General features: G+C 33.2%; 16 protein-coding genes. 10 read left to right on the top strand and 6 right to left on the bottom strand.

The features are described from left to right. Positions 1–86 precede the first annotated feature (86 nt). Both AA088_RS06040 and AA088_RS06035 read right to left on the bottom strand, forming a co-directional pair. Complete coding sequence (locus AA088_RS06040; RefSeq protein WP_046744032.1) at positions 87–1,052, bottom strand: succinylglutamate desuccinylase/aspartoacylase family protein; 966 nt, start codon at positions 1,050–1,052, stop codon at positions 87–89. Then, positions 1,030–1,938: a RimK family alpha-L-glutamate ligase gene (locus AA088_RS06035; RefSeq protein WP_316931675.1), complete on the bottom strand. Its 909-nt coding sequence runs from the start codon at positions 1,936–1,938 to the stop codon at positions 1,030–1,032. Before AA088_RS06035 ends, AA088_RS06040 begins: the two co-directional genes overlap by 23 nt. 220 nt (positions 1,939–2,158) lie before the next feature. On the opposite strand from AA088_RS06035, the gene AA088_RS06030 reads away from it, so the two are divergent. The 9 genes from AA088_RS06030 (at position 2,159) to AA088_RS05990 (ending at position 11,188) form a co-directional block, all read left to right on the top strand. After that, a complete protein-coding gene (locus AA088_RS06030; RefSeq protein ID WP_046744030.1) occupies positions 2,159–2,830 on the top strand; it encodes a succinate dehydrogenase cytochrome b subunit in 672 nt (223 codons plus the stop codon). Between the two features lie 14 nt (positions 2,831–2,844). Further along, complete coding sequence (locus tag AA088_RS06025; RefSeq protein WP_046744029.1) at positions 2,845–4,842, top strand: fumarate reductase/succinate dehydrogenase flavoprotein subunit; 1,998 nt, start codon at positions 2,845–2,847, stop codon at positions 4,840–4,842. Between the two features lie 77 nt (positions 4,843–4,919). Then, positions 4,920–5,666 carry a succinate dehydrogenase/fumarate reductase iron-sulfur subunit gene (locus tag AA088_RS06020; protein ID WP_046744028.1) on the top strand — a complete coding sequence of 249 codons (747 nt, stop codon included), beginning with the start codon at positions 4,920–4,922 and terminating at the stop codon, positions 5,664–5,666. A gap of 108 nt (positions 5,667–5,774) precedes the next feature. Further along, positions 5,775–6,674, top strand: coding sequence for a M28 family peptidase (locus tag AA088_RS06015; protein ID WP_241483387.1), 900 nt, complete (start codon positions 5,775–5,777; stop codon positions 6,672–6,674). A 134-nt stretch (positions 6,675–6,808) separates the two neighbouring features. Next, positions 6,809–7,153: a hypothetical protein gene (locus AA088_RS06010; RefSeq protein WP_156168434.1), complete on the top strand. Its 345-nt coding sequence runs from the start codon at positions 6,809–6,811 to the stop codon at positions 7,151–7,153. A gap of 145 nt (positions 7,154–7,298) precedes the next feature. Continuing rightward, positions 7,299–9,077, top strand: a complete 1,779-nt coding sequence (locus tag AA088_RS06005) for a MutS-related protein (protein WP_046744025.1) — start codon at positions 7,299–7,301, stop codon at positions 9,075–9,077. Positions 9,078–9,288: 211 nt separating this feature from the next. Then, entirely contained in the window at positions 9,289–9,855 is a 567-nt protein-coding gene (locus tag AA088_RS06000; protein ID WP_046744024.1) for a hypothetical protein, read from the top strand. A 231-nt stretch (positions 9,856–10,086) separates the two neighbouring features. Then, positions 10,087–10,593: an RNA polymerase sigma factor gene (locus AA088_RS05995; RefSeq protein ID WP_046744023.1), complete on the top strand. Its 507-nt coding sequence runs from the start codon at positions 10,087–10,089 to the stop codon at positions 10,591–10,593. After that, a complete protein-coding gene (locus AA088_RS05990) occupies positions 10,580–11,188 on the top strand; it encodes a hypothetical protein (protein ID WP_046744022.1) in 609 nt (202 codons plus the stop codon). The genes AA088_RS05995 and AA088_RS05990 overlap by 14 nt, the downstream gene beginning before the upstream one ends. Before the next feature lie 63 nt (positions 11,189–11,251). On the opposite strand, the gene AA088_RS05985 is transcribed toward AA088_RS05990, so the two are convergent. Further along, entirely contained in the window at positions 11,252–11,518 is a 267-nt protein-coding gene (locus tag AA088_RS05985) for a hypothetical protein (RefSeq protein WP_156168432.1), read from the bottom strand. An 884-nt stretch (positions 11,519–12,402) separates the two neighbouring features. On the opposite strand from AA088_RS05985, the gene AA088_RS05975 reads away from it, so the two are divergent. Further along, positions 12,403–13,545 carry a methionine aminotransferase gene (locus AA088_RS05975; RefSeq protein ID WP_164484235.1) on the top strand — a complete coding sequence of 381 codons (1,143 nt, stop codon included), beginning with the start codon at positions 12,403–12,405 and terminating at the stop codon, positions 13,543–13,545. Positions 13,546–13,597: 52 nt separating this feature from the next. Here AA088_RS05975 and AA088_RS18615 read toward each other — a convergent pair whose 3' ends face one another. The 3 genes from AA088_RS18615 to AA088_RS05970 form a co-directional block, all read right to left on the bottom strand. Next, entirely contained in the window at positions 13,598–13,753 is a 156-nt protein-coding gene (locus tag AA088_RS18615; protein WP_164484232.1) for a hypothetical protein, read from the bottom strand. 209 nt (positions 13,754–13,962) lie between these two features. Then, positions 13,963–14,115: a hypothetical protein gene (locus tag AA088_RS18200; protein WP_156168430.1), complete on the bottom strand. Its 153-nt coding sequence runs from the start codon at positions 14,113–14,115 to the stop codon at positions 13,963–13,965. A gap of 93 nt (positions 14,116–14,208) precedes the next feature. Next, complete coding sequence (locus AA088_RS05970; protein ID WP_082106579.1) at positions 14,209–15,903, bottom strand: helix-turn-helix domain-containing protein; 1,695 nt, start codon at positions 15,901–15,903, stop codon at positions 14,209–14,211. Positions 15,904–15,973 lie beyond the last annotated feature (70 nt).

Here is a 15,973-nt window from a genome sequence, read left to right as displayed (position 1 = left end):
ATTGCATTTCGACTACACTTAATGAACAGCTCACTGTAAAAATATTGAGAGTTTCTAATACGCCCAAAATTTAACAACGAACCGATTTAACTACCGATATGAAACAATGCATCTCCTTGGTTAACCACTGCCTGATTGTTAATACAAAACACAAAACCATCATAGGGAGCCTTGATTTCTATACAATATTCGGCAAATGTGTCGGTTACAACACCTAAAATAGCTCCTTCTTGCACAGAACTGCCATTTAACACTTGCGGGACAAACATGCCTGCAGTTGGTGCACGCAACCATTTGTGATCTGTTATTAATTGACTTTTTTCACGTTCGATTAGTATGGGGTCTATCTTATCAATCATGCCTACAAACTTCATCACATTCATAATTCCTTGTATACCTTCTTTAATCGCATATTCGTCAAAGCGCATACTTTCACCACCTTCATATACAATAATGGGAACGTTCAGTTTGTACGCTGTTTTGCGAAATGATCGAGCAATCAATGAAGTTGCAAAATAAAAAGGAGCATTAAAAACTTCTGCTAGTTTTTTACTCTTAGGTAAATCTTCTGTATACCGAATCTGAGGATGATTATTTCGTTGTCCGCCACCCGTATGAAGGTCAATTCCGAAATCTATTTGAGGTAATACTTGTTGTGTTACTTGATAAGCAATTCGTGAAGCTAAAGAACCATTTTTAATTCCAGGAAAACTACGATTTACATCTTTTCCGTCAGGGACTTGTCGTGAAAAGTGAATAAATCCAAAAATGTTCAACAAAGGTAATACGACAACAGCACCATGTTTTATTTTATAACACCCTTCAAAAAGCATTCTGCGAATAATTTCCATGCCATTAATTTCATCACCATGCAGTCCTCCTTGTACGAGCATTGTTGGGCCTGCTTTCTGGGCATTGTAAACATAAATAGGAATATCAATCAGTGTGCCTGTCGGTAACCGATCAATGGGTATTTTGATCCATTTTTCTTCACCTGGTGCGACAGTTTCATCATAAATAGTGATAGTTTTATTTTCTAAACTTTCGAACATTCTTTTCTACATATTTGATAATTTCTCGTGCTACATTCACTCTAGTGTGCGCTTCAATTCCTTCCAAACCAGCAGAAGAATTAGCTTCAATAACTAAAGGGCCGCGTTTGGATCGTAAAATATCTACACCACACACAGGTAATCCTAATACTTTGGCAGTTTGAATTGCCACTTTTTTCTCTTGATCAGTTAGTTCTACAGAAGTAGTTGTGCCGCCACGATGTACATTGCTTCTAAAATCTTCTTCAGCACTGTTGCGCATCATTGCAGCTACAATTTTATTTCCAACAATATATACTCGAATATCTTGCCCGTTAGCTTCTTCAATAAATTCTTGCAAAATAATGCTCACATTCATGTTGTACAAAGATTCAATAATAGACTTGGCTGACTTTTTACTATCAGCAATCATAACGCCCAGTCCTTGAGTTCCTTCTTGTACTTTAATAATAATAGGAGCGCCTCCAAGTAAATCTATATGTGATTTGATATTTGAAGTGTCTTTTGCAAACAATGTTTTTGGGATAGGAATACGCTTCCGAGCCAAAATTTGCATTGTTCGCAACTTATTTCGAGAACGTAAAATTCCTAAAGATTGTGCAGTAGTAAAAGCGCCATTCGCTTCAAACTGTTTTACAATTGCTGCGCCGTGTTGGGTAACTGATGTTCCGATACGAGGAATAATTGCATGAACATCTTTTGTAATATTTTCACGTCCTAAATAAATTTGGGGTTTAGACTCTGCTCCGAGAATGATAGCACATTTCGTATGATCAATCACACGAACATTATGCCCTTTTTTTACTGCTTCATGATACAATCTATTAGTAGAATAAATTCGCGAGTTAATAGAAAGAATGTAAATATTCATTGCTCGTGGGATCAAGTAATATTTTTTAAAAATAAGTAAAGTTTCTCATTTAATGTCTGTTCAATAAAAAAATTAAATTTTTAATGAATACTATTGCTTAAGGTTTGCAATGAAAAGTTGTGAGGAAAAAATTTAATTATATTCATTCTAAATAGACTTCAAAATCAATGTTAAAATTTGTAGACGTTCTGTGTGAGCCGTATATTTGTATAACAAATAATTAATCACAATTATAATGAGCGGAATTTTAAATTCTTCGATTGGAAGAAAGTTTGCAATGGCACTTTCAGCGTTCTTCCTGATGATCTTTATCTTACAGCATTTTGCAATCAACATTCTTTCTGTTTTTAGTTCTGAAACTTTCAATGAAGCATCACACTTCATGGGGACTTTTTGGGCAGTACAGTTTATTTTGCAGCCAGTTTTAATCTTTGGAGTGATTTTTCACTTTGTGATGGGATTTGTGCTCGAAATAAGAAATAACAATGCAAGAAAAGTAAGTTATGCGAAAAATAACGGGAGAGCAAACTCTTCTTGGATGAGTAGAAATATGATTTGGAGTGGAGGTTTCATTCTTGTTTTCTTAATCATTCACTTTATTGATTTCTGGATTCCTGAAATAAATACGAAATATATTGTAGGTGATATGTCTGGAATGCACAATGGTGAATACAGATATTTCCATGAATTACAAGAAAAGTTTATTCCTATATGGCGAGTAGCACTATACTGTGTAGGATTCATCTTTTTAGCGTTACATTTATTACATGGTTTTGGTTCTGCTTTTCAATCTGTAGGAGCTAATAATAAATACACAAGAGCATTACAAGGCTTCGGTAAAGTCTACGCAATTGGAATTCCAGCAGGATTCATTTTTATCGCTTTATATCATCATTTCGTTCATTAAAACTTATCAGAACTATGGCTTTAGATTCAAAAATACCTCAAGGACCACTAGCAGATAAGTGGACAAACCATAAAAATAATATCAACTTAGTCAATCCTGCTAATAAACGTCTTATAGATGTAATTGTAGTAGGAACTGGACTTGCTGGTGGATCTGCGGCAGCAACACTAGCTGAATTAGGATATAATGTAAAAGCATTTTGCTTTCAAGATTCTCCACGACGCGCACACTCTATTGCGGCACAAGGAGGAATCAACGCAGCGAAAAACTATCAAGGTGATGGAGATTCGACCTACAGACTTTTTTACGATACTGTAAAAGGAGGTGATTATCGCTCAAGAGAAGCAAACGTATATCGATTGGCAGAAGTATCTGCAAATATCATTGATCAATGTGTGGCGCAAGGCGTTCCTTTTGCACGTGATTATGGAGGGTTACTAGACAACCGTTCGTTTGGAGGTGTATTAGTATCTCGTACTTTTTATGCTAAAGGCCAAACAGGTCAACAATTATTACTAGGAGCCTATTCTGCAATGAATAGACAAATAGGACGTGGAAAGATTAAAATGTACAATCGCCACGAAATGTTAGATGTCGTAATTGTAGATGGAAAGGCAAGAGGAATTATTACGCGTAACTTAGTTACAGGAGAGATAGAGCGTCATTCAGCTCATGCGGTTGTATTAGGAACTGGTGGATATGGAAATGTATTCTTCCTTTCTACTAATGCAATGGGAAGTAACGTAACTGCTGCTTGGAAAGCACATAAACGTGGAGCTTATTTTGCAAATCCATGTTATACACAAATTCACCCAACATGTATTCCAGTGTCAGGAGATCATCAGTCAAAATTGACATTGATGTCTGAATCTTTACGTAATGATGGTCGAATTTGGGTTCCAAAACATAAAAAAGATGTAGAGGCAATTCGTAATAAAACGTTGAAGCCTACTGATATCAAAGAAGAAGATAGAGACTACTATTTAGAACGTCGTTATCCTGCCTTTGGAAACCTCGTGCCACGAGATGTTGCATCGCGTGCTGCCAAAGAACGTTGTGATGCCGGTTATGGTGTAAACGCAACTGGAGAAGCGGTATATTTAGATTTTGCTTCAGCAATTCAACGTTATGGAAAAGAGCAAGCACACGTAAAAGGACTAGATGAAAATGATGCAACTTTGGTTAAAAAACTTGGTCAAGAAGTAGTTAAGACTAAGTATGGAAACCTGTTCCAAATGTATGAGAAAATCGTAGACGAAAACCCATATGAAACTCCAATGATGATTTATCCTGCCGTTCACTATACGATGGGAGGACTTTGGGTTGATTATAACTTGCAAACTACAATTCCAGGATTGTATGCTATTGGAGAAGCAAACTTCTCTGATCATGGAGCTAACCGATTAGGAGCTTCTGCATTAATGCAAGGATTGGCAGATGGATATTTTGTATTGCCTTATACAATAGGTGATTACTTGTCAAATGATATTCGTACAGGACCAATTGCTACCGATACGAAAGAGTTTGAAGAAGCAGAAAATAAAGTGCGTTCTGAGATTGAACACTTCATCAATAATAATGGAACAAAACCTGTTGATTATTTCCACAAGAAGTTAGGAAAAATCATGTGGAACAAATGTGGAATGGCACGTAACGAGAAAGATTTAAAATCTGCAATTGATGAAATCTCTCAATTGAGACAAGAATTCTGGAAAGATGTGCGTGTGCCAGGTGATGCGAATGAATTTAATGAAGAACTAGCAAAAGCGGGACGTGTAGCTGACTTCTTAGAATTAGGAGAACTATTTGCTAAAGATGCGTTGGTTCGTGAAGAATCAGCAGGAGGACACTTTAGAGAAGAATATCAAACGGAAGAGGGAGAAGCTATGCGACGTAAAGAATTCCAGTTTGTTTCTGCTTGGGAACATAAAGGAGAACCGAAAGATGCAGTGCTTCATAAAGAAGACTTGGTATACCAAAATATAGAAGTAAAAGAAAGAAGTTATAAATAGATGTCGGTATTGAGACATGAGATGTTAGAAATGTAACTGCTCAATACTCAATACTCAATACTAAAATCTAAACAGTTATGAATTTAACACTCAAAATATGGCGTCAAAAAAACGCTAACGACAAAGGAAAAATGGTTGATTACCAAATCAGTGACGTTTCTCCAGATATGTCTTTCCTTGAAATGTTGGATGTATTAAATACACAACTCATTGAAAAAGGAGAAGAACCTGTAGCTTTTGATCATGATTGTCGTGAAGGAATCTGTGGTTCATGTTCTTTATATATAAATGGAGAAGCACATGGACCAGACCGTTTAATTACGACGTGTCAATTGCACATGCGTAAGTTTAAAGATGGCGATACCATTTACATCGAGCCTTGGAGAGCAAAAGCATTTCCTGTAATTAAAGATTTAATTGTAGACAGAGGTGCTTTTGATCGTATTCAGCATGCAGGTGGATTTATTTCAGTAAATACTTCAGGAAATACGCAAGATGCAAACGCCATTCCTATTGAAAAAGCAAGTGCAGATGCGGCTTTTGATGCAGCTACTTGTATTGGATGTGGAGCATGTGTGGCTAGTTGTAAAAACTCTAGTGCAATGTTATTTGTTTCTGCCAAAGTTTCACAATTTGCATTGTTGCCTCAAGGACAAGTAGAAGCAACTGATCGTGTATTGAATATGGTGAATCAAATGGACGCTGAAGGATTTGGAAACTGTACAAATACAGGAGCATGCGAAGTTGAATGTCCAAAAGGAATCTCACTAGAAAATATTGCACGTATGAATCGTGAGTATTTAAAAGCATCGTTTAAAGGATAAGAACAATTGTTCATACATTATATAAAAATCCTAGGCACTACGCTTAGGATTTTTTAGTTATATTCAGCAAAAAAATCTATGTTACTACCAAAAACCCTAAGTTTATTTGTGCTCGTACTATTGGTGAGTTGCAAGACAAGGCAAACCACCAAAACTACTACGGAGACTAATAAAGTAGCTACAGAAGTTATATATGACTTTTCTAAAGAGCAAATATTGCAACATGTCAAAGAGCTTTCCTCAGACAAATATGAAGGTCGTGAAACGGGAACACGAGGAGCTGTGAAAGCAAAAAACTACATTGTCAATGTGTTTAAAAAAATGGGAGTCCATCCTTTAGGAAGCAAATTTGAACAATCGTTTCCTATGCCTAAAAATGAACATATTGAATATGGAGAAAATGTAATAGGTTGGATTAAAGGAAGTGAAAAACCGAATGAGTATATAGTAATTTCTGCTCATTATGACCATGAAGGAATTAAAAATAATCAAATATATAATGGTGCAGATGATGATGCTTCTGGAATAGCAGCTTTGTTTGCTTTTGCAGAATATTTTCAAAAACACCCACCAAAACATTCGGTAATTCTAGCAGCTTTTGATGCAGAAGAAAAAGGCTTGGTAGGATCGTATTTTTTTGTAAAAAATCCAATTATCAATAAAAATCAACTAAAGCTTACAATTAATATGGACATGATTAGTCGAAGCGACCAAAATGAATTGTATGCAGTTGGTCCGCAGCATTATCCACACTTAAAACCTTACGTTGAGAAAGTTCAAAAAGTTGGAAATGTCGAACTAAAGATTGGACATAAAGAATGGACGTATATGAGCGATCATGCTGGTTTTCATCAAGCAAATATTCCGTTTGTATATTTTGGAGTTGAAGATCACAAAGATTACCATCAACCAACAGATGATTTTGAAAACATTCACTTGGATTTTTACGTGAATTCCGTTCAGACTATTATCAATTTCTTTAAAAAGGTTGAGGAAACTTCGTTGTGAAATTGAAAAAAAACATCATTATAATTACGGTCTTTTTAACGCTTGTTGGTTGCACTGACTCTAAAAGATATCTAGACTCTAATAATAAAAAAAGATATGTATTCGTATATTTTACGGATGTTGCAAAGCCAATCATGGAATACCAATTTGGAATCAAAGAGAATGACTCTGTTATAAAATATACATACAAGAATTTAAAAGATCACAAAAAAGACCTAGAATTTTTATATGACAAATCTTCAAAAAACATCATTTTTTATGTTGATGATTTTACTTCCTTAAATTCACCAGTATATTTGAATAAACAGATTTACAAAGAAGGTTTTACAGCGTATAGGTCAGTGAATTATTCTCAGATACTATATCATCGTCAATATGGTGTTTTAGGGATAACACATTTAGAAGGTCCTCATTTTGTGTTTTTACCTGAACTGAATATTGAATTGGCAAATGAAGTGTTTTATCAATTGACAAAATAAATATTTGCTAAAGATTTGAGTGAAGAAAAAAAAAGCTAAAAAAACAGAACTGTTAAACTTTCCTTAGAAACGTCACGAAGCCTATAAAACGTTCTTGATTTTCTATTTTTTTTTGTTTCTTGATACGATATTTCTCGCTAAATAAATGATACAAGATCCAACCACTTTTTACAAACAACAGAAAGCAACATTTGAAGCCAAATTAAAAGTACAACGCCAAAAACTAAATTTGTCGAGTATACTGCGACTGATTGTTTTTTTGAGTATTGTGTGTACTATATATATCTTTTTTGGTGAGTGGATATACGTAACCTTAGCTGCTGTAGTTGGAATGACACTTTTTTTGTTTCTTGTTTTTCGTCATTCAGATTTGGTATATCAAAGCAATAAACTAAAAGCGTTGATTCAATGTAATCAATTGGAATTAGATGTTTTGAATGGTGATCTTTCCAAATTGCCCACTGGAGAAGAATATATAAATGCAGCACATGAATTTAGCTATGACATAGATCTTTTTGGCAACGCTTCTTTTTTTCAATATCTCAATAGAGCCACTACAAAAGAAGGAAAAAATACACTAGCTTCTTTGTTAACGAGCAATGATACTACTGAAATTACTCTTCGCCAAGAAGCAATACAAGAATTAGCTCATAAGGGAAACTGGAGGCAACATTTTTCTGCAACAGCATTATTGATTCAAGTAGAAACTACATCACAAAGCATTACAAATTGGCTAAAACAGTATAAAAGTTTTGTTCCTAGTGCTATACGATATTTACCAACAGTTTTTTCAATACTCTCAATATTAGTAATCACACTTGCATCATTTCAAGTAATTCCTTTTGCGTATGTATTATTATGGCTATTTATAGGATTGGGAATTACAGGGAAGTTTTTAAAAAAAATCAATCAACTATCAAACAATACCAACAAAGCCAAAGATACATTTCAGCAATATGGACATTTACTTCGATTCATTGAAGAAGAAAATTTCACTTCATCTTTATTGCTTCAAAAACAAAAAAACATTCATACAGAAGCTCAAAAAGCGTCTACCCTAGTCAGAGAATTTTCCAAGCGAATAGATGCTTTGGACAATAGAAATAATATTTTAGTAGGAATCTTTTTAAATGGGTTTTTATTATGGGATATTTCTAAATCGTACCAAATTGAATCATGGATTGAGAAACACCGAACAAAAGTGGCGCAGTGGTTTGAAGTTGTTACTTTTTTTGATGCGTATAACAGTTTAGGAAACTTTGCGTTTAATCATCCTACATTTAACTATCCTATCATTGTTGAAAATGTTAGTTATGTTATGGATGCGCAACAGTTAGGGCATCCTTTACTTCGAGCAAGCAATCGAATTGATAATGATTTTACTATTGGAAACACCGAGTTTTTTATTGTAACTGGAGCTAATATGGCAGGAAAAAGTACATTTTTACGAACAGTTTCTTTGGGAATTGTACTGTCGAATGTCGGATTGCCTATTTGTGCAAAAGAAGCTCGCTATTCTCCAATCAAACTTATCACAAGTATGCGTACTACTGATTCGCTGGCAGAAGGCGCTTCATATTTCTTTTCGGAATTACAGCGTTTAAAAATGATTGTGGATACCATTGAAAACAATACCTACTTTATCATCTTAGATGAAATTTTAAAAGGAACCAACAGTCATGACAAAGCAATGGGATCTAAAAAAATTGTACAAAAACTAGCGTCGCAACATGCGGCAGGAATTATTGCGACGCACGATTTAAGCTTGTGCGAATTGGAAGCTGAGATAGATCAAGTGAAAAACTACTTTTTTGATGCAGAAATTATCAATGATGAACTCTTCTTTGGATATCAACTCAAAAAAGGAATATGTAAAAATATGAATGCATCATTCTTACTAAAAAAGATGAAAATTGTAGAGTAAATTTTTTTTAATCATTGTTTAGTGTCTTTTCCAGACACAACAAATCGTTGTCAGTCATTCCTTTATCGTGTAATTGTATCCACTAATCTAATTTAACCTATTTTCAGTATGTAATTTCATACCTTAGAAATAGTAATGTCTATGTCGGCAGTACTACTTTTACTCCCCGTAAAAGTTCCCCTATTCTGTAATTGCATAAATACAACGTTCAATGGAATTGAAATATCTCCGTGTTAACGAAAAACAGTTAACGGAAAAATTACTGATTTCCTCAAAGCAAGTCTTGCTATTAAAAGAACTTTTAAAAGACTTAATCCAAAAAGAAGTCTTAGTCATCAATACCCATTTTGGTTTGGAAGTTTATTATGAATCTTCGGATGATTACACGAACATTATTAAAAACATACTGACTTTAGTGATGAGTGAGAAGCGTGATGTGAATGTTTGTTTTGATGTACTTTCGCTTCAAAATGAAAAAGAAATTCAATGCATAATCGATATGTCTATCGTTCATGTCGTGGAAGAATCGATATTTCTGAAGTATTTAAAAAGTATGTTGAATCAAGTAAATTTACAACAAAAATCCAACAGAAAGATTATTAAAAAGTTGTCTCAAATTTGGAATGAAACTACACGTAATTTGCAAAGAAATGATGTGAATTTGAAGGAAATTCAAGCATTGCATGCTGATTTTCAACAGGTGTATATCAACAACATTAAAGACAAAGTTTTGAAAGAATTGATAACAGATGCCGTGTACACGAAATTTGTAAATTGATGTATTATACCTAATAATCAAGATGTATGAATTGTTTCAACTACTTGCTTTATGGGTTTTTCCCTGAAGTGAGTAGTTGATTATAATTTTTTTTCAATTACTTCATTTCTTCTCGTGTAGAGATCAATCTTGCCAATGTCAGTTAGAAATTTTTTTCTGTCAACACTGTAATAAATTGCTTGTTCGTTTACTAAAGTAAAAATAGCATCACAAATTTTTATCTTGTAGCACATGCAATCATCACGAGAACACTACTTTCAAGAGGTTATTACACAACACAAAGACAAAATCTATCGAATCTGTTTCGCTTATTTATATGAGAAAGAGTTGGTTGAAGATCTGTATCAAGAAGTGTTAATCAATGTGTGGAACGGACTCAAAAACTTTAAAGGAAACGCAAAGCTAACTACATGGTTGTATCGTGTTACACTCAATACGACTATTACCTTTAATAGGCATCACAAAAAGCATTTGCAAATATTCAACAATCAAATTCCAGATTCATTTGAAGAGGTGTTAGACACTGAACGGCAGGCGCAGGAAAATCGTGTGAATAAACTCATGAGATGTGTGCAAAAACTAAAAAAAGAAGAACGCCTCATTATCAGTTTAGTTCTCGAAGAATTAAGTTATAAGGAAATTGCAGAGATTATTGGAATAGAAGTCAATAATGTGGGCGTGCGTATTAATAGAATCAAAAAACGACTTTTAAAAATATATAACAATGAAGGATTTTAACGACATGATAAACGATTGGAATTTGGTTGTTTCAAGTAAAACCGAGGTTGGAAAAGAAACAAATTCATTATTCGAAAAACTTAAAAAACTACAACGAAAAATTGTATTTGGAAACTTACTTATGAGTATTTCATTTGCCACCGTGTTTGCCGTTTTTATTTGGTTGTGGAAAGCCAATCCACTCAAAGAACGTTCAGATAATTTTTATCTCGCACTTACATTTATGTTTATTTTATTAATCGTTACACTAATAATGATGTGGTATCGGGTACTATTTTGGAGAACACCAAACAACATTTCTGAAAATATGAAAGAATTTGCTGTAAAAATGCTAAAAAAACTGCGCTACTTTGTGTGGATTACAAACTTTTTCATGCCTGTATATCTGATATTATTAGCTATTGGAATCACTATTTATTTTCAAGATACTTTGCGAAATGTTACTCTTTCATACAAAATACTTATCCACACATTTACATATGGTTGGTTATTATTTGTGGGCTTTATAGTCACACGAAAAAAACAAAAAAAGAACAACAAAGATGTTGTTCCAATTATCAAAAACCTAGAAGAAATTCTAGAAACGTTGCACTAAAATAGGTTATCCGAAAAGCGTTCTGAAGAATCTTACTTTTCAGATAACCCTTCTTGCATCAAATTATCTATTTCGTATTGGGTCTTGCTGATGTTGCCCTGGATCTTGCTTTGTATCGTCAGCAGCGCCACCACAAATACAAGATAGTTCGAAAGTATCTGTCGGACAGTTAGTAGCAACAGGAAGTGTTACTAATTCTGAAGGAACATCTGAATAATTTCCATGGTTTGCATAATTTGAAGGCAAAGCTCCTCCATGAATGGTTCTTCCGTTGATTATAGAAATTGTTTTTTTATTTAAAGCAATTTTCTTAAAACTATTTTTTTTCATACTGTTTTGATTTTTGTGGTTAAACAATGAATCAAAGGAATGATAAAAAAAAGTAGCTTCAAAAGTATGTGTGTGACACTTTATAAAGTATCAGCGGTGAATTTTAAAGTAATTTTTAATGTCTCTTTTTATGAAAAAAACAGTGATTGTGTTTTCAATATTTAAAATTTTAAATTACTGAAAATTAAGCATTTGTATTAAATATTTTCTTCTCAATATAGTGTTGCTGAGCGTAAAAAATTAAGTGACATTTTATAAAGTGCCACCGAATAGAACTAGAATAAAAAATCCTTCTTTTCTATTAAAAAAAGACATATAAAAAACCTCTAGAAATGCTTTTTTGTTTTCAACAGAAAAGATTCTAGCCAGAAAAAATCTAATACATATATACTAGCATCTTACAAAAGACGGACAGGCATATACGCTTGGACATGCATCGCCAGTTTGGCATCTAATAACGTCTCTAGTATTGCAAGCATCCAACTTAGTAAAACAAGTAACTGTCACTTCTGCATCGTCTGCGCCTCCATACATTGAATGGAGAGGAAAATTGGCAACAGCATTCTTATGAAGTTTTAAAGGGTTTGCTTTTCTTTTTTTCATGATGTATAAGTTTTTGATTACCAAAATAATAATACGCTTTTTTTCTAAAGTTTAAGTACGGGTTTACCGTACTAATGCAATTACAGGAAAGGAATAATTGAATACACTCACAAGCCTTTTATTTTTCTACGTTTCTTTTTTTAAAGTGGACTAAAATCACGACTTTTAGCAGAGAATAATGACGTCTTTTCATATTATAAATCGTTAAAAATTTGTTTTGATAATTGAGACTCACATTATAATTAATACAATACGAGTCAAAAAAACCTAAGAATTACATGATTCAACATACTTCCAAATTACCCAATGTAGGAACTACCATTTTTACGGTAATGAGTCAATTAGCTGCTAAAGAAAACGCAATCAATCTATCACAAGGTTTTCCAAATTTCCCATCTGATCCAAAATTGATAGGAATGGTGCAACAAGCCTTGCGTGAAAATTACAATCAGTATGCACCAATGCCAGGTGCGTCAATTTTGAGAGAAGCGATTGCAGAAAAAATGGAACTTCTGTATCAACGCGTTTATAATCCAGATACTGAAATTGTGGTAACAGCAGGAGCTACACAAGCAATATTTACTATTATAAGTGCTTTTATTCGTCCTAAAGATGAAGTTATTATTTTTACACCTGCTTATGATTGTTATGCGCCTGCAATAGAAACGCATGGAGGAAAAGTTGTGCCTATTCAGCTTCGAGGAAAAGAATTTTCAGTTGATTGGGACGAAGTACGAAGTAAAATTTCTTCCAAAACAAAAATGCTTATTATTAACACACCTCATAATCCTAGTGGAACAGTTTTGTCTGAGGACGATATGCGTGAATTGTCCATTATTTTAGAAAACACTGATATTATTTTGCTGAGTGATGAGGTATACGAACATATAATTTTTGACGGAGTACCACATCAAAGTGCGGCATTACATCCCAAACTGGCTGAACGAGCATTTATTACAGCTTCTTTTGGAAAGACATTTCACAATACAGGATGGAAAATAGGCTATTGTGTTGCGCCAAAACCACTAATGGAAGAGTTTAAAAAAGTTCATCAATTCAATGTGTTTTCAGTAAATCATCCTATGCAAATTGGGATTGGAAAATATTTAAAAACTCCTAAGCATTATATGGAGCTTCCTGCTTTTTTTCAGCAAAAGCGTGATTATTTTTTAGATAAAATCAAAGATTCACGTTTCACTTGGAAACCTTCTCAAGGAACCTATTTTCAAGTTCTTTCGTATGAGAACATTACAGACGAGTATGATGTAGACTTTGCCAAAAGATTAACTCGAACACATAAAATAGCTTCCATTCCGCTTTCCGTTTTTAATGCACAAAAAGAAAATCATCAATTGTTGCGATTTTGTTTTGCCAAAACAGAGGAAACCTTAGCTGCCGCTGCAAATATTTTAAATACCATATAAAAAAAGCTCTTGTATACACAAGAGCTTTTCAACCTAAATAAAATATTGCTTCTTAGTGAACGTGACAAGATGTGATACACAAAGAAGTTCTACTATGACAATCTGCAAATCCTGTTACTCCACCTTTAATTTCTTGTGATGTTTGCTTATCTAAATTTGCAATAGAAGCTTTTACGAATTTTAAAGATTTTCTTTTTTGAGTTTTCATGGTTAAAATAATTTATAGTTAATAATTTAAGATTTCGGAAATGTATTTTCCTGTAAATTTTGTTTTCTAAAAGTACATTAGAAACGGAGCGTATAAAAGTGTAAACAACGCATTTCGTTTAAAAATTGAAGGAATTGAGGGAGTTTATTGCATAAAAAAGGGAGCGTATTGCTCCCCGTTTTTCATATGTAAATTACAAAGTCTATAATTTAGAAACAAATGTAGTCTTTACAGTGAGTGTCTAACCCAGTTTCAGGATCAAAAGAGCGTGTTCCTCCTTTAATCTTTTCAACATCGACACTATTCATTTTTGCAATAACAGCTTTTTTGAAATGGATTTTTTTAAGTTTTTTTGCTTTCATTTATTTTGGGTTTTAGGTTGCAATTATACAATGAAAGATACTTTTTTTTAGTTCACTTACATAAACATTTGCGCTTGCTGAACCTCAAATTATTTAATTTGAGGTATTCTTTTTAGAGTTATCTTCAAGATTTTTAATGTAATAGGACGGATATAGTTTAGTGTGTGCTTTAAAATGTTTGGTAAACGAATTTGTACTCTTATAACCAATCTCTTCAGCAATGTGTTTGATGGAATACTTTCTAAATTTAGGATCTTCTTTTAATCGTTTTACTACATATTCAATTCGTAATTCATTGATGTATTCGTAGAATTTTTTCTCTTTATAAGTGCTTATGATTTTAGATAAATAGGTTGTGTTGGTTTTTACTTTTTTAGCAAGTGTTTGCAATGTACAATTACTACTTAAAAAGAATAAGGATTGTTCTAACTTATCTAAACGGTCTAAAATTTCTTCTACTTTTTTATCTTCAATAATAAGGTCTTTTTTAGCAGGCTCTTCTTTTGTTGATTCAATTTGTGAAACCAACTTTTCAAAAATAATTTTATTCTGCTTGCGAGCTTTGATTAATTTAAATAGAATAAACGCACATAGTGCAACAACAAAAACAGCAAATAGTACCATATAAATTAACCTACTCTCTAGTTTTGTTGTCAATGATGAAAGCGTGTCATTTTCTTTACGTACGGTTTCATATAAATCTTTGATTACTTCTATATTTTCACTTTCATTATATTCATTGAGCTCAAAAAACTTCTGCGTATACTGGGCATAGGCATCTTCTTCTTGTAATTTTTCATAAGCGTTAGCCAATGCTCTGTAGGTTCCTAATAATTCGGGAGGATTAAAACCGTTTGGGTTTTCTTTATTAATAGCAGCTACAATTGTTTCTACTTTTTTTAAATATGTTACAGCTTTTTGATATTCTTTACGCTCATAATATGATTTTCCGATGTAGTAATAAATTTCGGTGAGCCTTTTTTGATTGTTGAGTCCTCTAGTAATTTTTTCAGCCTTTTCTAAATAATCAATAGCAAGTTCAAAATCGCCTTTAATAAAATGTGCAATTCCAAAATCAATATAGAAATAGCTAACACCTTCAGCGTCATTAATTGCCAAGCTTTTTTGCAATCCAATTTCAGAATAATGCAAAGTTGAGTCGGGTTGCCTTAGCCTTAAAAAAGTACCACCAATGCCCATGTAAGAGTTTATAGCGATGAGAGGATCTTTAAATTGATACTGTTCGGCAAGATTTGCATTCGTTTTATAAATTTCTAAAGCTTCTTCAAAAAACTCCATGCGTCTTTTAATCTTGGCAATATTAGCAGTCGCTTTAATTTTAAGTTGAATATCATTCCGTTGATTTGCAATTTCTAAAGCTTTGAGATACATCGCTAAAGCTTCTTTATTGTCGCCTAAGTATACAATAGCAGTTCCTTTGGTTAAATAAGATTCTGCAAGCGAAAAGTTGTTTTTGAGCTTATGAGCATATAGAATTGCAGAATCACAATAACTTATAGAAAGTGAATAATCTCCTTCAATTGTGGCAATTCGAGCATTTTGAAAATGAGCATCAAAAATACCACGAATATCATATGCATTTCTACTTTTGTCGAGTAGAATGCTAGCATATTTTTTTGCCAGTTCAGGATTGGAATGTTTTTGTTGAATGATAAAAGCAAGGATGTCTTCGGAAGAAGCATTTTGTGGCATTTCTTGAGCACACGTATAATTGTGCATTACTACAAAAAAGAAGCATGCTAAAAGTCTAGAAAGCGAAAATCTCATAAATATATTCCTGTCGTCGGCTTTAATTGGCTATTAAAAAGTGATTGAAAAATAATGGTAGACAATTTTC

Source organism: Kordia zhangzhouensis (assembly GCF_001005305.1).
In the GTDB taxonomy this organism is placed as follows: domain Bacteria; phylum Bacteroidota; class Bacteroidia; order Flavobacteriales; family Flavobacteriaceae; genus Kordia; species Kordia zhangzhouensis.
Note: the sequence above shows the minus strand (reverse complement) of the source record. Positions and strands in the feature narration are given on the sequence as shown.